Origin of the sequence: Microlunatus soli, assembly GCF_900105385.1 — a bacterium.
Taxonomy (GTDB): domain Bacteria; phylum Actinomycetota; class Actinomycetes; order Propionibacteriales; family Propionibacteriaceae; genus Microlunatus; species Microlunatus soli.
This window is the reverse complement of the sequence record NZ_LT629772.1, coordinates 1,719,766-1,737,558: the sequence shown is the minus strand read 5'-3', so window position 1 is coordinate 1,737,558 and position 17,793 is coordinate 1,719,766. Positions and strand designations below refer to the sequence as shown.

Annotated in this window: 12 protein-coding genes and 1 pseudogene; 6 read left to right on the top strand and 7 right to left on the bottom strand. The window is 68.4% G+C overall.

Annotated features, from left to right (window positions below; translation table 11 throughout):
• Nucleotides 1–5 precede the first annotated feature (5 nt).
• The 3 genes from BLU38_RS08110 to BLU38_RS08100 all read left to right on the top strand — a co-directional run bounded on the left by BLU38_RS08110 (nt 6) and on the right by BLU38_RS08100 (nt 5,385).
• On the top strand, nt 6–3,152 hold the full coding sequence (locus tag BLU38_RS08110; RefSeq protein ID WP_091522713.1) for a GH92 family glycosyl hydrolase: 3,147 nt from the start codon (nt 6–8) through the stop codon (nt 3,150–3,152).
• A 121-nt stretch (nt 3,153–3,273) separates the two neighbouring features.
• The gene (locus tag BLU38_RS08105) at nt 3,274–4,212 is read left to right on the top strand and encodes an aminoglycoside phosphotransferase family protein (protein WP_091532116.1); all 939 of its coding nucleotides are present in this window, start codon (nt 3,274–3,276) and stop codon (nt 4,210–4,212) included.
• Between the two features lie 132 nt (nt 4,213–4,344).
• Complete coding sequence (locus tag BLU38_RS08100) at nt 4,345–5,385, top strand: aldo/keto reductase (protein WP_091522710.1); 1,041 nt, start codon at nt 4,345–4,347, stop codon at nt 5,383–5,385.
• An 18-nt stretch (nt 5,386–5,403) separates the two neighbouring features.
• Here the strand turns inward: BLU38_RS08100 and BLU38_RS08095 are convergent, their stop codons facing one another.
• The 3 genes and pseudogenes from BLU38_RS08095 to BLU38_RS08080 all read right to left on the bottom strand — a co-directional run bounded on the left by BLU38_RS08095 (nt 5,404) and on the right by BLU38_RS08080 (nt 8,540).
• Complete coding sequence (locus BLU38_RS08095; protein WP_091522706.1) at nt 5,404–6,603, bottom strand: anhydro-N-acetylmuramic acid kinase; 1,200 nt, start codon at nt 6,601–6,603, stop codon at nt 5,404–5,406.
• Nucleotides 6,600–7,709: pseudogene (locus BLU38_RS31620) on the bottom strand (serine hydrolase domain-containing protein). Before BLU38_RS31620 ends, BLU38_RS08095 begins: the two are co-directional and overlap by 4 nt.
• A gap of 171 nt (nt 7,710–7,880) precedes the next feature.
• Nucleotides 7,881–8,540: a DUF7691 family protein gene (locus tag BLU38_RS08080; RefSeq protein WP_091522694.1), complete on the bottom strand. Its 660-nt coding sequence runs from the start codon at nt 8,538–8,540 to the stop codon at nt 7,881–7,883.
• Nucleotides 8,541–8,827: 287 nt separating this feature from the next.
• Here BLU38_RS08080 and BLU38_RS08075 point away from each other — a divergent pair, with 287 nt between their 5' ends.
• Complete coding sequence (locus BLU38_RS08075; RefSeq protein ID WP_157683293.1) at nt 8,828–9,904, top strand: SdiA-regulated/phytase-like domain-containing protein; 1,077 nt, start codon at nt 8,828–8,830, stop codon at nt 9,902–9,904.
• On the opposite strand, the gene serC is transcribed toward BLU38_RS08075, so the two are convergent.
• On the bottom strand, nt 9,868–10,998 hold the full coding sequence (gene serC, locus BLU38_RS08070) for a phosphoserine transaminase (RefSeq protein WP_091522688.1): 1,131 nt from the start codon (nt 10,996–10,998) through the stop codon (nt 9,868–9,870). The genes BLU38_RS08075 and serC overlap by 37 nt on opposite strands.
• 293 nt (nt 10,999–11,291) lie before the next feature.
• On the opposite strand from serC, the gene pdxH reads away from it, so the two are divergent.
• Nucleotides 11,292–11,954: a pyridoxamine 5'-phosphate oxidase gene (pdxH, locus tag BLU38_RS08065; protein ID WP_091522685.1), complete on the top strand. Its 663-nt coding sequence runs from the start codon at nt 11,292–11,294 to the stop codon at nt 11,952–11,954.
• A gap of 209 nt (nt 11,955–12,163) precedes the next feature.
• Complete coding sequence (locus BLU38_RS08060; protein ID WP_157683292.1) at nt 12,164–14,323, top strand: MSCRAMM family protein; 2,160 nt, start codon at nt 12,164–12,166, stop codon at nt 14,321–14,323.
• Nucleotides 14,324–14,347: 24 nt separating this feature from the next.
• Here the strand turns inward: BLU38_RS08060 and BLU38_RS08055 are convergent, their stop codons facing one another.
• The 3 genes from BLU38_RS08055 to BLU38_RS08045 all read right to left on the bottom strand — a co-directional run bounded on the left by BLU38_RS08055 (nt 14,348) and on the right by BLU38_RS08045 (nt 17,538).
• Nucleotides 14,348–15,565: an MFS transporter gene (locus BLU38_RS08055; protein WP_091522678.1), complete on the bottom strand. Its 1,218-nt coding sequence runs from the start codon at nt 15,563–15,565 to the stop codon at nt 14,348–14,350.
• Between the two features lie 129 nt (nt 15,566–15,694).
• Nucleotides 15,695–16,678 (bottom strand): hypothetical protein, encoded by a 984-nt coding sequence (locus BLU38_RS08050; RefSeq protein ID WP_091522676.1) that lies wholly within the window; start codon nt 16,676–16,678, stop codon nt 15,695–15,697.
• A 227-nt stretch (nt 16,679–16,905) separates the two neighbouring features.
• Complete coding sequence (locus BLU38_RS08045) at nt 16,906–17,538, bottom strand: acVLRF1 family peptidyl-tRNA hydrolase (protein ID WP_091522673.1); 633 nt, start codon at nt 17,536–17,538, stop codon at nt 16,906–16,908.
• Nucleotides 17,539–17,793 lie beyond the last annotated feature (255 nt).

Genomic DNA, 17,793 nt, shown 5'->3' with positions numbered 1-17,793 from the left:
GTGCCGTGATCATCGAGGTGGGTAGTGGTCCCGTCGACGGAACCACCAGCAAGGACGGTGCAGGCTTCTCCTCTGTCGAGGCGACCCGTTATGCCGGGACGGCCGACGGGCGACAGTCGGCGGTGATCGACCGACGGTCGGTGCCGGTGGCTGCCGGCGATCGGCTGCGCTACCTGATCTATCCCGAGCTCGACGACGCGCTGAGCTACGTCGCGACCTACGCCGCGGTCGACCTCCGGTTCTCCGACGGCAGCTTGCTCTCCGATCTCGGCGTGACCGACCAATATCAGATGGCGTTCGGTGCGGCCGGCCAGGGAGCGGCGAAGATCCTCTACTGCGGCCAGTGGAACGACGTCCAGGTCGACCTGACCGCTGCCGCCGGCCGGACCGTTGCCGAGGTCGTGCTGGTCGTCGATACCCCGACTTCTCTTGCAGGGCAGGATTTCACCGGCTGGCTGGACGGTATCGAGATCGGCCCGGCGCCGGCCCGCAACGATCCGGCCGATCTCGTCGGCTACGTCGACACCCGGCGCGGCAGCAACGCCAGCGGAGACTTCTCCCGGGGTAACAATCTGCCGATCACCGCGTGGCCGAACGGTTTCAACTTCCTCACCCCGGTGACGAATGCGAGCACCCATCGCTGGCCGTATGAGTACCACCGTGCCAACAACGCCGACAATCGGCCGGAGCTCCAGGGGCTGGCCTTCTCCCATCAGCCCAGCCCGTGGATGGGCGATCGCGATCAGCTGATCGTGATGCCGGTGGCATCGACCGAGCCACTCGGCGATCCGGCCGAGCGAGCGGCCGCGTTCAGTCACGATCAGGAGACCGCACGTCCCGACCATTACCGGGTACGGCTGGACTCCGGCGTGGTCGCCGAACTGGCGCCGACCGACCACGGCGCGATCTTCCGTTTCGATTTCGGTGCCGATGCGGCCGGACGGCACGTGATCATCGACACCATCGATGACCATGCCCGGTATCAGATCGACGGCACCGTGCTGACCGGTTGGGTCGAGAACGGCTCGGAGTTCGGTCGGACCCGGATGTACTGCTACGGCGAGTTCTCCGTCGCACCGGCCGACTTCGGACCGACCGTCGGCGGTCGACCGTCCGCGCGGGCGGCCTCCTTCGCCGACGAGTCGGAGGTCGTCCTGCGGATCGCCACCTCGTTCATCGGCACCGAGCAGGCCAAGCACAATCTGGCACTGGAACTTGCCGGTCGCAGCCTCGAAGAGATCCGGCAGGACGCCCGGCAGGCGTGGCAGCAGCGGCTGTCGGTGATCACGGTCGAGGACGCCACCGAGCCCCAGCTGCGGACGCTCTACGGCTGTCTCTACCGACTCAACCTGTACCCGAACAGCCAGTTCGAGAACGCGGGCAGCGTTGATCAACCGGAGTATCGCTACGCCAGCCCGGTGCTGCCGCCGGACGGCGAATCGACCGACGACCGCACGGCGGCGGTGATCAAGTCCGGCAAGGTCTACGTCAACAGCGGCTTCTGGGACACCTACCGGACGGCGTGGCCGGCCTACGCCTTCCTCTATCCGGAGCTGGCCGCCGAACTCGTCGACGGCTTCGTCAGTCAGTATCGCGACGGCGGCTGGGTCGCCCGGTGGTCCTCGCCGGGCTACGCCGATCTGATGACCGGCACCAGCTCCGACGTCGCGTTCGCCGACGCCTACGTCAAGGACGTACCACTCCCGGATCCGTTGTCCACCTACGACGCCGGGCTCCGCAACGCGACCGTGACCCCGACCGACCCCGCCGTAGGACGCAAAGGTGTCGACCGAGGACTCTTCACCGGTTACGTCAGCACCGACGTCGACGAGAGCGTCTCCTGGGCCCTGGAGGGCTATCTCAACGACTTCGGACTGGCCCTGATGGCCGAACGGCTGGCCGCCGATCCGGCCACCCCGGCCGATCGCCGCCGACAGCTCAGCGAGGAGGCCGTCTACTTCCGTCGCCGGTCGCTGAATTACGTGCTGCTCTTCGATCCCAAGATCAACTTCTTCCAGGGACGGCGAGCAGACGGCGAGTTCGCCAAGTCACCCGAGGAATTCGATCCGGCCGAATGGGGCGGCGATTTCACCGAGACCGACGGTTGGAACTTCGCCTTCCACGTCGCCCACGACGGCCGTGGCCTGGCCAACCTGTACGGCGGCCGGGACGGGCTGCGGGCCAAGCTCGACGAATTCTTCACGACGCCGGAGTTGGCCGACAAGAAGGGCACCTACGGCACCGTCATCCATGAGATGACCGAGGCCCGGGCGGTGCGGATGGGGCAGTACGGCTTCTCCAACCAGCCCGCTCACCACATCGCCTACCTGTACAACTACGCGGGTGCCCCGCACCGGACCCAGCAGGTGACCCGGGAGGTGCTGCAGAGGCTCTTCGTCGGTGAGCAGATCGGCCAGGGCTACCCGGGCGACGAGGACAACGGTGAGATGTCGGCCTGGTACATCTTCAGCGCGCTCGGGCTGTATCCGCTCCGGGTCGGCGCTCCGGAGTATGCGGTCACCGCACCGCTGTTCCGGCGTGCCGAGGTCCGGCCGCAGGGCCGAGAGCCGCTGTCGATCACCGCCCACGACCAAGATCACGAACACCACTACATCCAGTCCGTCCAGCTGAACGGCCGACCGGTGCGGACCTCGTCGATCGATGCTGCCGCCTTGCGCGACGGCGGGACGCTGGACTTCACCCTCGGAGCCGAGCCGTCCACCTGGGCAGCGGGCGCGGATGTGGCCCCGCCGTCGATCACCGATCATGATCGGATCGCGGCCCCGTTGACCGACCTGATCGGATCCTCGTCGACGCCGACCGAGCTCTTCGACGACGACTCCACGACCGAGACAACCTTCGCCACCGCGACACCCACCATCAGTTGGTCGCTGACCGAACCGGCTCGTGCGGAGTTCTACACACTGACGTCGGGGCAGAATGACGGCGACCCCTCGGCCTGGCGGCTGGAGGGCTCGGCCGACGGCAAGGACTGGGTGCTGCTGGACGAGCGGACGGACCAACGCTTCGACTGGCGACGACAGACCCGGCCGTTCATGATCGACAATGCCGGTGACCATCAGCATTACCGGCTGGTGATCACGCGGGCTCCGGGGCGATTCGCCCTCAGTGAGATCGAGTTGCTGCGGTGACATCGCCGCCGCGGAGGCCCACCCCATTCCGCTGACCCGTCAGTTTCTCCCCGACTCGCCCGGCAAGTCGGGGAGGAACTGACGGATCAGCTGGTTGGGATGCTGTGACAGGATGAACGGGATGTCTTCGTCGATCCCCGCCGGTCTGTTGGCCAAGGCCGGTCAGTCGCCGGACTGGGCCGACTGGCTGGAACGACTGCCGAAGCTGATCAAGGATCTGCTGGCTGAGTGGTCGCTGACGCCGGACGGGGCCGCGATGCACGGTGCCGCCGGCTACGTGCTGCCGGTGAGCACTGACGACGGCGCGTCGGCCGTACTCAAGATCAGTTTCCCGCACCCCGAGGCCGAGCACGAGCACCTGGCACTGCGCAGTTGGGCCGGTCATGGGGCGATCCGACTGTTGCGTGCCGACCCGCACCGGTGGGCGATGCTGCTGGAACGCGCTGACAGTGCCCGTACCCTCGATGATCTTGATCCGCTGGACGCATGCCGGGAGGTGGCCGATCTGTATGCACGGCTGCACATCCCGGCAATCCCGCAATTGCGGCGGCTGTCGGAGGAGACGGCCGGCTGGGCCGACCGGTTGCGCTCCCTGCATGACCATCCGGCGGTGCCGCGCCGGCTGATCGACCACGCCGCGAGTCTTGCTTCGGGGTTGGCGACCGACCCACAGACCGACGGCCGGTTGATCCACACCGATCTGCACTTCGACAACGTCCTCGGATCCCGTCGGGCTGCCCTTCGACAAGCTCAGGGATCGGCGGACGAATGGTTGGCGATCGACCCGAAGCCGTTGTCAGGGGATCCGCACTACGAGGTCGCGCCGTTGCTGTGGAACCGCTGGGACGAGATCGTCGCGACCGGCAACGTCCGCAACGCCATCCTGGACCGGATCTACACCGTCGTCGATCACACCGGCTTGGACGAGGACCGGGTCCGGGACTGGGTGCTGGTCCGCGAACTGGTCAACGTCCTCTGGGCTCTGGCCGACGGCGAGGACGCGGCCGGCAACGACTGGGTGACGATGTCCATCGTGATCGCCAAGGCCGCACAGCGCTGACCGGTCGATCGGGCTGACCGGTCGATCGGCTCCGCACAGCAGCCGATAGGCTTTCGCGGAAGCGCTTTCCTGCTCGTCGGGTGGTTGTCACCGCCCGGACAACAGATACGCATCTCGCCGAAGGAGACCCTGGTGGACCCGCTGACTCCGAATCCCGATCTCTACAACGTCACCTATCAGGCCGACAGCTACCAGTCGATGCCGTACCGGTTCCTGGGGCGCAGTGGACTGCAGGGCCCGGCGATCGGCTTGGGGACCTGGAAGTTCGGCTACCCCGACACCGGCGACGAAGCACGGATCGGCCCCGACCTCGCGATCAAGATCCTGGACCGGGCCGCCGAACTGGGCGTGATGTTCTGGGACACCGCCAATCGCTACAACGCCGCCTCCGGCAACTCCGAACGGATCATCGGTCAATGGTTCACCGCCCATCCGGAGCGCCGTCGCGACGTGGTGCTCGCGACCAAGACGCACGGCGGGATGGACGGCTGGACGCCCAACCACTCCGGGCTGTCCCGGCTGCAGATCACCGAATCGGTGAAGGCGTCGCTGGCCCGGCTGCAGACCGACTACGTCGACGTGCTCTGGTTCCACCGGTTCGACGAACGGGTACCGCTGGAGGAGAGCCTGGAGACCGTCGAGGACCTCGTCAGCCAAGGCTTGGTGCGTTACCTCGCGGTGTCCAACTTCACCGCCGACCAGCTCACCGACTGCCTGCGGGTCAGCGACTCGCTGTCCCGACGCTGTCGTCCGATCGCGGTCCAGAACCGCTTCGACCCACTGACCGGCGAGTCGATGCCGGGGGTGCTCGACATCTGCGCCGATCAAGGGGTCGCGTTCGTCCCGTACTCGCCGCTGGCCAAGGGATTGCTGACCGATCGCTACCTCGATCCGGCCAAGGTCGGCCCGGGGGACCGGCTCTTCGACGAGGGCACCTTCGCCGATATCGGTCAAGATCAACTCGCTGCCGTCCACCGGCTCGGTGAGCTCGCGACCGAGTGGAAGATCAAGGTCAGCACGCTGACCCTGGCCTACATCCTGACGCTGCCGGCCATGGGTACCCAGATCCCGTCCAGCTCGTCGGTCGAACAGCTCGAGGACAACGCCGCGGCCGCAGCCGTCGAGCTGTCCGAAGATCAACTCGGCGCGTTGCGAGAGATCTTCGCCAGCTGATCAGGCCCACTCTTCTGATCAGATCCGCTCATCGGGTGGGACGACCAGCATCCGGCTGGGAGCGATGGTCTCGGTTGTCGGCAGCCGGAGTGGAGCGGCGCCGGGGGTGAACGAGCCGAGCAGCGAACTGGCGCCGGTTGCGGTGCCGATCGTCCCCGGTAGGCCATGCCAGGACAGGTAGCCGATCAGCGCCATCAGATAGCCCTCCTTGGCCTGCGCGGGGATCCCGAAGTCCTCGATCGGGCGGACTGCTACGCCGTCGGTGAGCGCTCCGATCCGGTCCATCAGGGTCGGGTTGCGGACTCCGCCGCCGGCGACCACCAGCTCGGCCAGCTGGTGTCGGTGGCAGGCATCGCCGACCAGTCGAGCGGTCAGTTCGGTGAGGGTCGCGACAAGGTCATCGAGCTCGAGGTCGTCGTCGCCGATGATGGCGTCCAGGTAGTCGGTGTGGAAGAGCTCCTTGCCGGTCGACTTCGGCGGATCGAGCCGATAGTAGGGTTCGGCCAGCAGCCGTTCCAGGAGTTGATCATGGACCCGGCCGTGGGCGGCTCGTCGGCCGTCGGTGTCCATCCGCTCGGCGCCACCGGTGTGCCGACCGATCACAAGATCAAGAAGGGCGCCGGCCGGGCCGAGGTCGTACGCGATCACCTCCGGTGCGCCGATCGCGGTGCCGGGGACCGGGGAGTCCTGGACGGTGATGTTGGCGATCCCGCCCAGGTTGAGGGAACCGCGGCGGACGTCGTCGGACAGCACCAGCAACGCGTCCAGGACGGCGGCCAGCGGCGCACCCTGGCCACCGCGGGTGATGTCCCGGGTCCGGACGTCGGACAGCACAGCCACGCCCGTCGTCTCGGCGATCCAGGCGGGACTGCCGAGCTGCAGGGTGCCGAGGACGGTGCTGTCCCGTACCCAATGGAAGACGGTCTGGCCGTGGGAGACGACAAGATCAACATCGCCGAACCGCTGCACCGCCTCGCCGGCGACGTCGGCGAAGAGCTGCCCGAGCTCGGTGTCCAGCCGGCACACCTGCTCGATGCTGGTGCCGTTCGGCGGCAGCAGCTCGGAGATCCTGGCCCGCAGCTCCGGCGCGACGGCACGGCTGATCATGCCGAGCGGCGTGCAGGTCAACAGCTCACCGTCCTGGTCGAAGTCGGCCACCGCGACATCGACCGCATCGTAGGAGGTGCCGCTCATCATCCCTGCCACCCGCAACGTCATCGTGGTCCCTCCGTCGGCTCCGTCGGTGTCGACGAGGTCGCCGTCACCGCCTCGATCATGCCGTGCAGCGCCGTCTGCCAGAGATCCTCCAGCCCGACCGGCGTGCCGTCGGTGTGCAGCCGGTTGGTGATCATCGCGAGCACGGCATCGGCGTCCGGTAGCACGGCGAAGCCGACGCCGGGAAAGCCGGTGTGACCGATGGCAGGGCCGGCCGGGGTCTGCCAGATCCGCCAGCCGAGCGCCTGACCCGGGTCGTCACCGGCAGTGACGAAGATGTCCGCCGTCCGTCGGCTGATCGGTCCACTGCCGGCCAGGCTCTGCAGGATCACCCGGCCGAACCGCAGCAGGTCACCGAGCGAGGTGAAGAGGCCGGCGTGACCGGCGCACGATCCGAACGCGTGGAAGCTGTTGCCGTCGTTGACCTCACCGACGAGTGGATGATCACGCCAGCCGGCGAAGTCGTCCGGCGAACCGTCGACCGGATACGGCACCCCGGTCGCGATCATGGTCCGCTCGATCCGGTCGCCCGGAGAGCTGGCCGCGACCGGCCTGCCCTCGACCGGCGTGCCGAAGCGGGTGTCGGCCAATCCGTACGGGGTGAAGACGAGGCTTTCGGCGGCCCGGTCCAATCGCAGTCCGGTGACTGATTCGATCACCGCACCGAGCAACATGAATCCAAGATCGGAATAGTGCCGACCGGAGCGTGCCGGCTAGCGCCGCGGAAGCGTACCGATCGTGGCCAGCGCGGCGGTGCGATCGCTGCAGTCGAGGTAGAGCGGCCACCACTCCCATAACCCGGACCGGTGCTCCAACAGGTCCCGGACCGTGATGTCACTGGCCAGACCGAGCCCGAGGACCGCGTCCACCGACTGGTCGAGGGACAGCCTGTCGTCGTCGACCAGCCGCATCAGCACCGCCGTCGTCGCCATGATCTTGGTCACCGACCCGGCATCGGTGCAGGTCGTCGTGGTGAACGGGACCCGACGGCCCCCGTCGATCCGCTGTGCGTCACCGACCGCCGCACCCAGGACACGGTCGCCGACGTCCGCCCCGAGCGCCGTCCCAGGCGGCGCCGCCAACCCAGCCGGACCAACGTCAGCACACATCGCGCCCGCAAGCTCGCCCAGAGCGCTCCGCAGTCGGTCCGACACGTCCCCAGGTTAACGATCCCTCACCGGGTGAGCACCTGGGCGCGATATATCAAGGTTAGGCACGTTCCCGCGGTGCTGGAACGTGCCTAACCTTGATATATCGCGTTCCGGCTTGTGACCTGGGGGTCAGGAGATGCCCCAGAGGCCGATGAGGTCGGGGGTGGGGCGGGCGGTGGTAGGGGCCAGTTCGGTCCAGTGGGCGAAGCCGTCGAGCCAGGTGGCGATCCGGCGGACCAGTTCTCGATGGTCCTCGGACTCGATCTCGCCGATCGCCTGGTGGTAGGACTCCGCCATCCAGATCGCCTGGTCGCCGGTGTGATAGCCGACCATCAGACCGTGTGGAGTGACCAGCGGCAGCTGGGTCGGGGTGGTCAGCAGATGCCGGAGACCGGCGGCGGCGTGGACGCCGCCGCGGGCCAGGGCGAAGTCGAGGCTGTCCAACTCCTCGCCGGTCAGGGTCAGGCCGGTGCAGCCCCAGCTGTTCTCCTTGATCAACAACTCCCAGAGCCGCCAGGTCGCCGCACTGCGTTCGGCCGGGATGTAGCTGCCGGCCAGGATCCGGTCCAGGTCGGCCGGGATCGGATCGTCGGGATCGAGCACCGGGGTGCCGGGCGGCCGTCGGAAGATCGGGCCGAGCCGGGACAACAGACCGCCGTGCCGCGGATCCTCGGGCGGGGCCAAGGCGACCTGGGCCTGCCGGCGCAGACGTTCGGCCAGTCCGGCGGGTGCGCCGAACATGTCCCGGACTTCGTCGATCCCGATGGCGTACAGCCGTAGCTCGCCCATGCTCACACGGTAAACCAGCCGAATGGCCGAGGCCAGTAAGGCGACGCCGACAAGGCAACTAGGCTCAGGATCATGGACACCCGGACGCGTCGGATCATCGTCACGGGTCTGTTGGTGCTGTTGGTCGCCGTCGTCGTCCTCGGCGCGGTGATCCAGGCGGTGCGCTGAGCCGGTTCGCTTCGGTGTGGTTCCGCTCCGTTGCCCTTGATCGCGTACGCTCCAGTTCTGCGCGGCGGACACGGGTCCCGCCGCGTCGGCGTACCGAGCGATGAGGGGATCACACAGGCATGGGCGGAGCTGAGACGCGCACCCGACCGAGAGGTCGAGCCGCTGCCTGGTCCGGTGGTCCCCGCGTGGTGCTGGTCGCCGTACTGACGATGCTGCTCACCCTGGCCTGGGCGGGCACACCGGCACAGGCGAAGCCGAAGGTGGCCTTCAAGATCACTGATGAGGCGATCGCCGAGTCCAGTGGTCTCACCCGAGATCCGGACCGTGGCCTGTACTGGACGGTGAACGATTCCGGGGACACCGGCAGAGTGTTCGCGTTGAACGAGTCCGGTGAGCTGCAGGGAACGGTCAGCTTCCGGGCTCAGCCGACCGATGTCGAGGCGGTGGGCTATCACGACGGCAGCCTGTACGTGGCCGACATCGGTGACAACGAGTCGTCCCGCGAGTTCGTCACGGTCTATGCGCTGTTCGACACCGAACCCAACGACAGCACGGTGCTGTATCACGCCTACGACTTCGCCTACCCCGACGGGCCGCACGACGCCGAGACCCTGCTGATCGACGGCGACGGCCGGATTTCCCTTGTCACCAAGGGAAAGAAGGGCGCCATCTACCAGGCTCCCGAGGACCCGTCCCGCAGCGAGGTCAATACGCTGACCCGGGTCGCCGACGCTCCCGGCTACGTCACCGACGGCCAGGTCCTCGACGACGGCCGGATCGCGCTGCGCAGCTACGTCGACGTCAAGATCATCGACCCCGAGGACGACTACCGGGTGGTCGCGAAGGCCGCGACCCCGTTCCAGCCACAGGGCGAGTCGCTGAGCCAGGAACTGGACGGCGATGGTCTGCTGGTCGGCAGCGAAGGCAAGGACTCGGCCGTCTACCGGATGGATCTGCCGGACCGGATGGGTGATGCACCGTCTGCCGGTGCCTCGCCGCCGGAGAGTGCGGAGCCGTCCCCGTCGCCGAGTGCCCGTCAGACCCCGGCAGCCGACGGCGCAGCGGAGGACACAGACCCGACCTCGGGCGGCGCGCGCGGCGGAACCACGACGGCGGTGCTGATCGCCGCCGCGGTCGCGATCGTCGCCGGCGGTGCGGTCTACCTGCTCCGCGGTCGGGCTCGCGCCAACAAGTAGTCCAGGCAGCCGCAGAGGGCACTGATGTCGTCGGGGTCGACCGCGGCGAACATCCCGATCCGCAGTTGGTTGCGGCCCAGGCTGCGGTACGGCTCGGTGTCGACGACACCGTTCTTCCGCAGCGTGGCAGCCAGCCAGCCGGCGTCGATCGAGCCGTCGAAGTCGATGGTGCCGATCACCGGTGACCGCAGCTGTGGATCGGACACGAACGGCGTCACGCCGTCGGTCGCCTCGGCCCAGGAGTAGAGCCGGCGCGAGGATTCCGCCGTCCGACCGGCGGCAAAGCCCAGCCCGCCGGAGGAATTCAGCCAGTCGATCTGGTTGGCCAGCATCAGCAGAGTGGCGACGGCCGGGGTGTTGTAGGTCTGGTTCTTGGCCGAATTGCTGACCGCGGTTGCCAGGCTCAGCGTCGGTGGGATCCACCGATCGGAGCCGGCGATCTCGGCGACCCGGTCGAGGGCGGCGGGGGAGCAGAGGGCGATCCAGAGCCCACCGTCGGCGCCGAAATTCTTCTGCGGGGCGAAGTAGTAGACGTCGGTCTGGGAGACGTCGACCTCGACGCCGCCGGCCGCGGAGGTGCCGTCGATGACGGTCAGCGCATCGCCGGCGGTGCCGATCCGATGCACCGGTGCGATCGCCCCGGTCGAGGTCTCGTTGTGGGCCCAGGCGTACAGATCGACGCCGGCGCTGTCGGTCGGCAACGCGACCGATCCCATCGCCGCGGTAGTCAGGATCGGCTCGTCCAGGTACGGCGCCGCAGCGGCCGCCGCGGCGAACTTCGCCGAGAACTCCCCGAAGCTACCGTGCGCACTGCGCTGCCGGATCAGCGAGCTGACCGCGATATCCCAGAACGTCGTCGAGCCACCGTTGCCGAGCACCACCTGGTACCCCTCAGGCAGGGTGAACAGTTCGGCCAGGCCGCCGCGGATCCGGCCGACCAGATCCTTCACCGGTGTCTGCCGATGAGAGGTGCCCAACGGCGATCGGCCGGCCGCGGTGAGATCCGCGACGACCTCGGGCCGGATCTTCGAGGGCCCGGATCCGAAACGGCCGTCGGAGGGGAGCAGGTCGGCAGGAATGACGAGATCGGTCACGGCGGCAATTCTTTCAGAACGCCGCGGCGCACTTCCGCGCTGTCCACCCTCCAGCCGGGCCGCTGTCGCCGCGAAGGACGGAGCTCCCAGGGCCTTCGCGTACTTCCCGCACCCCGCTCCGTCTTCCCGCACCCTGTGCACGCGGTGCGGGAAGACGGAAGGGGTGCGGAAACGTGGCGGCGGACGGTCGGAGGGAGCGGCCGGTCGGCGGGAGCGGCCGGTCGGCGGGAGCGGGCGGGCGTCGGAGAGCGGGCGTCGCGGGCGCGCTGCGACGGGTAGGACAGACTGGGGCCATGAACGACGCCCATCACGACCTGGCGGCGGAGCGGATCGACTACCGCAGTGACCAGCTGCTGGAGGAGAACGCACCGAAGGAGCCGTACGCACTGTTCGACCGTTGGATGGCGGACGCGTTCGCCGCCAAGGAACGTGGTGTGCTGCCCGAGCCGACGGCGGTCGTGGTGTCCACCGTCGATGCCGACGGACGTCCGAGCTCACGGACGGTGCTGCTCAAGGACGTCAGCGAGGGCGGCTTCGTGATCTACACCAACTACGACTCCCGCAAGGGCACCGAACTGGCCGGCAACCCGCGGACCGCGATGCTGTTCGGCTGGTATCCGCTGCAGCGGCAGGTCCGGATCGAGGGAATCGCCGAACGCGTCTCGGCGGCCGAGTCCGACGCCTACTTCGCGACCCGGCCGCGCGGTTCGCAGCTGGGCGCCTGGGCCTCGGCGCAGTCGTCGGTGGTCGGGTCGCCGACCGAATTGCAGGATTCCTACGCCGCGGCAGAACGACGCTTCGACGCACGGGACGTCCCGCGGCCGGAGCACTGGGGCGGCTACCGGATCGTGCCGGAGACCATCGAATTCTGGCAGGGCCGGCCGAGCCGGATGCATGATCGGCTGCTCTATCGGCGCGGCGGTCAGGCCTGGTCGATCACCCGGCTGGCACCCTGATCCAGCAGCGGCAACCGAGGACCCCGGTGCAGTGACCGGGGCACATCGGCCTCGACCTCGGAGCCGATCAGCACGGGACCATCGCCAACGGCGGGTCGACAGAAGTCTGGTCACCGAGCACAAGCTGCTCTACGCTCATCTCCATCCGGACCGCATCGGCCCTGCCGACCTCTCCCTTGACGTGGCCGGTGATCCGAGGAGTCCGTCTCGTGCGCCCAGTCGTCCGTTTCCTGGCCGTTGTCGTCGCCGCATCGTTGATGATCATGTCTGCGGGGTGGCTGCCGGCCGCGGCTGCCGAGACGAGTTGGGCCTCCTTCGGCCCGCTGCAGGGTGCGTCCAGGGACTACACCACGACCATGAGGCAGAGCCCGGCATATTTTCCGGCGGCCGCGGTCACGACCACCTCGGTCGGTGGCAGCGGTGTCGGGCCACAATCGGGCGCCAGCAGTTTCCTTGCCCCGACGACACCACCCGGAGATGCGTACGGATCCAGCAGGAATCAGCCCTACCTCAATCTGCGACCGAACGGGTTGAGCAGCGCTCCGCCGTCGGTGACGACGTACACCTTCGAGCGGCCGACGCCGACATCCGGCTGGACCTTCGTGCTCGGTGACGTCGACGCCGACCGAGTGATCATCACCGCGACCGATACCGACGGCCACCCGGTGGCTCCGGCGGACCTCGGGTTCCGGAGCGTCTTCAACTACTGCGCGGCGGGCACGACCCCGAAGCCGAGTTGCTCGGGGCCGGGGAACGACGGCAGCGATCTGCCGAGCTGGGACGAGAAGACCGGCGTGCTGAACGGGAACGATGCCGCCGCCGACACCGCCGGCGCGGCCGCCTGGTTCGAGCCGACGGTCGCCCTGTCCTCGCTGACCTTCACCTACGAACAGCGATCCGGCAGCCCGGTCTACCAGACCTGGTTCGCCGCCAGGTCCTACGAGCTGAGCGGCACCGTGACCGCGCCGGCAGGTGAGCAGGGCGGCATCGGCCTGCGGCTGGTCGACCCGGACGGGAACGAGGTCGCGAACACCACCACCGAAGACGACGGCAGTTACAGCTTCGGCGAACTCGCCTCGTACGACGGCTATCAGGTCGAGCTGGATCGGCCGAGCGGTCTGACCTCCGACGACCCGCTGATCCAGACCGTCGATCTCGGTTCCGGTGACCGGATCGACGTGGACTTCGCGCTGCGCGCCATCGAACCGGTCCAGGTCAGCGGCACCGTCGCCGACACCGAGAGTGGCGATCCGATCCCGGGAACCACGGTCACTCTCACCGACAGCAACGGGGACACCGTCGACACCGCGGTCACCGACGAGGACGGCGGCTATGTCTTCGACAACGTGCCGGTCGGCGACGACTACCAACTGGCCGTCACCGATCAGCCCGACGGCTATCAGCCGACCGACGACAGCCTGACCATCGACGTCCCGGCCGATACCGAGGAGCCGATCACCGATCAGGACTTCACGCTCGACCCGGTGCCGTCGCCGGTCAGTGGTTCGATCTCCGGGACGATCACCGACCAGACGGCCGACGGACCGGCCGCGGCTGTCGAGGTCACCGCGACCGACGCCGCCGGAGAGTCCTATGTCACCCACACCGACAGCGACGGCGACTACACCTTCGATGAGATGCCGGCCGGCGACTACGACGTGACGGTGGTTCCGCCGGACGGCACCGAGGTGGTGGGGGAGGACACCCAGCGGGCGACGATCACCGAGGATCAGACCTCGGTCGACGACGTCGACTTCGTCGTCGCGACCCCGGTCCTGAACGACATCGCCGGCAGCGTGGTCGATGCCGACCACGACCCGGTACCGGGTGCGGTGCTGACTCTCGACCCGCCGAAGGGCGAGGAGATCACCACGACCACGAACAAGGATGGTGACTTCGGCTTCGAGAGCCTGCCGCCCCAGGACGGCTACCAGCTCACCGTGACGCCGCCGGACGGGTTCACCATCGACGACGAGTACGCGACCCAGCCGGTTGACCTGACCGACGGCGATGTCACCGACATCAGCTTCGCTGTGACGGCTGAGGAGACGGCCCCGCCGAGTTCGATTCCGCCGAGTTCGATTCCGCCGAGCTCGATTCCGCCCAGCTCTGCGCCCCCGTCGAGCACGCGTCCGAGCAGCGCAGCACCGACTCCGTCGGTCTCCGGCAGCCCCGTACCGTCCGACGTCCCGAGCACCCCGGATCAGACACCGACCGGTGCCGCGCCGTCCACCGGGCCGTCCGGGCCCGCAGGTCCGGACGGCGGTCTGGCCAGCACCGGTGGCGTCTCGCTGATCATCGTCTTCGCCGGAGCGCTGGCGATCCTGGCCGGAGCCGGCACTCTGGCATTGCGTCGGCGTCATCGGTAACGGGCTCGCTCGCCGCGCTCCTGCTCAGCGGGTGGCGAGCCGCCACGCCAACGGGACAGCGATCAGCATCAGTGCGCCGAGGACGATCACGCCGGCGGCGAAGCTCGCGGAGGTTGCGACGACGCCCAACAGCATCGCGCCGATCGCGGTACCCGAGTCGAAACCGATGTTCCAGACCGCGCTCGCTGTGCCGTACTGGGATGCGCGGACCTGTTGGAAAGCCGACAGCAGGGTCAGGTTCTGCAGGGCGCCGTAGGCGCAACCGGCCAGGGCGACGCCGATGATCATCAACGCGACCCCGGAGACGATCAACGATGCGGCGAGCAGGCCCATCCCGAGGGCACCCAGGAAGAGCAACGGGATCATCATCCGGCCGGCGCCGCGACGATCGGCGAGATGGCCGATCCACCAGCGGGTGAAGGCCCCGGTGGCGGTGAACGCCAACAGTCCGGCAGCCGACCAGATGCCCGCCCGGCTCGTTGTCAGGTCGTTGGTCAGCTGTGGCAGGAAGGTCATCACCGCGCCGCCGGCCAAGGTGACCGACAACAGGATCGCGGCCGGCGGCCACAGCCGCAGCAGTGCGGTCCGGCGGCCGGCTCGCTGTTCGGGTGACGATTCGTGCGCGTGTCGGTTGTGTCGGTGCACTGCGCGGCCGAGCAGCATCGCGGCGGGTACGCCGACCAGCGGCATCGCGCCCGCCGCGAACACCCACCCGAAGCCGAACGTCTCCGCCGCAACGACACTGAACGGCAGGAAGATCAAGTTGGGCAGGGCGATCGCCAGACCGTACGCACCGATCGCCGCCCCGTGCCGGCTCGGCGGAGCAAGATCGCCGACCACCGCGCTGCCGGTGACGGTCAGGATCCCGAAGCCGAATCCGCGAACGGCCGAGAGCAGCAACACCCAGGCCAGGTCGGACGACAGCCCGAAGCCGACCGCCGGCAGGCCCAGCGTGATCAGCCCGGCAGACAGCACCACCGACAGACCGAATCGGCCCAGCATTCGGGGGACGAAGGTCTGGGTGAGCACGGTCGCGAGCAGCATCACGGTGGTGACCAGGCCGGCGCCGGTCTCGTTCGCGCCGCCGCGGACCACCCAGAGCGGGACCACCGAGATCAACGAATCGAAGCCGCCGAAGCCCAGGAGCGACACCACGGCGAGTGATCGCATCCCCGGCAGCAACCAGACCGATCCGGAATGGTCGGCGGTGTCGGCATCCGAGGAGGCAGGGGTGTGATTCATGACCGCCCCAGCCTAGGAGGGCACCGATGGTCGGCTGCCGGGGGACGCTGATGAGGGCCTGAGTTGCCGGGGACGGGCTGCCGGGAAGCCGACGAGTGTGCCGTCCCCGACCGTCCGCCGTGACCGAGATCAGGAATCGACGGTTGCCCGGACCGACTCGATCGTGCCGGCCGCCGAGGTCTCCGGCGGCCGCGGCGCCGCCGCCGTCCGTCGGGCGTGGACGACGGCGAGCCCGACGGCGACCGCCGACAGCGCGGTCAGCGCACAGCCGGCACCGGTGATCCTCGGATCGATCATGATCACCGACTGCCCGATCGCTGCCTGCGCGGCGAGCAGCAGGAAGATGCCGGTGCACCAGATCCCGGCGACCGTGATCAGCACCGTGCGGATCCGTTCCGGCCGCAGCCAGGGATACCGGGACGACGCGATCACCAGCACCAACACCAGCGCGAGCAACAGATGGATCACGTGCATGCCGAAGAAGTGCGGCACCCGCAGGTCGCCGGCGGTCGTGCTCCAGCCGACCAACGGCAGCCCGGGCCCTCCCGGTGCCGCACCGACGGTGTGGGCTGCGCCGAGCTCGACCGGATGACCGTAGGCGTCGGTGACCTGGTAGCGATGACCGCCGCCGGCCAGGGCGAACGCCACCACCATCCCGGCCGCTGCCAGTGGTAGGCCGAAGATCATCGCCGTGTTGATCGCTCTCGACCCCGCACGCTGGATGAGCAGGACGATCACCAGCACCAGGTTGGCGAGGAAGAGGCCGATCACGCCCCATTGGAAAACCTGCTGCCCGATCCGGTTGAAGCGTTCAGGGTCGGAGTTGAAGTGGCTGAAGGTTCCGCGGGCCGCCTGGATCGCGACGAACGCGACGTCGATGATGCCGGTGACCGCGAACGCGGTGCCACACCACCACCCGATCCGACCGGCGATCCTGCGCAGGGGGTCGAGGCGGCTCAGCAACCAGGCCAGCGTTGCCCCGTACAGCACGAACGAGACGGCAAACTTGAACGGCTTCAGCCAGACGGACTCACCGAGGATCTGCCGACCGTCGACGATCAGCCCGCCGGCGGCGACGACGGCCAACGCGGCCATCGCAGTGACCATGATCATCAGAGGTCGATGCCAGCGGCGGGGATCGACGCCGTTCTGCTGAGCAATGCTTGTGGCTGTGGGCAACATCGGGGCCTTCCGGATCGGCGACCCGCAGGTCGAAGGAGTCACCCTCGACGCTATGGAGACGGGGCCGCCGAGTCAGTGATGGTGCCCGGCCGATCCGGGGTAGGGCTGACCCCACCGCAACCGCCGCAGTGAATGGCCCGGTTCGGTACGGCAGCCGATCACGCCAGGTCGTTCAGCTCGATCTCGACTGCGAGGAAGCGAGCCGGAAAGTCCTCGAGAACCCGGCGTCGAGGATCGTCGGTCGGATGGATCGTCGGCAGCAGCAGCTGCCGTACCGGGGCGAGCACGCTCGGCTCCAAGGCGGCCACGACGCCTGCGCGGTCACCGCCCCCGACGACGGCGACAAGATCATCGACCACCGGCAGCAAGATCGACTCGACCACCGCCGAGGCCTTGCCATACAGCTGCTGGGCCTGGTTGCTGCGACGTCGGGCGTAGCGCTGCTGCGACCATCCCCCGGCCTTCGTCCTGCCCTGGACGTAGCCGGACCCGGTCTTGGAGCTGCTCAAGGAATCGCCGTCGAAGACGCCGACTGCGAAACCGCCGCGTCGGACCAGGACGGCGCCGATCAGCCGGTCGGCGGCAACATGATCAAGCAGTCGCGCCGTCGGATCGCCGATGTCCGGCGCGAGCGGTCCGAAGGGCACCCGGACCCGTGCTTCGGCGCCGTCGACAGCCTGGAACAGCACCGCTCCCTGCTCCGCCGTTGCCGTCACGCTGCCGTGCCGGGAACCGAAGTTGTCCAGCCAGCGCGGCAACCGGTGCCGGTCGATGCTGATCATGCGGGCCATGGGACGAGCTTAGGGAAGCACCGACCTGTTCGGGCTACTGCGGCCCACGCTGCACGCCCGCTCGCTGCGTTGCACTCGTTTGACGGGCCCCGGCCCGCCTGCACTCGTGCGCCTGGCGAGCGGCCGCGCATCGCGGGTCCTCGCAACGCCTGAACAACTCAGTGCTTCCCTCATCAGCGCAGCCGCGTATCGATCCGCCCGTTCGGGCGTGTCAGGTGTTACCACTGTGTAAGAAACGCGGACAATTCCTGACAC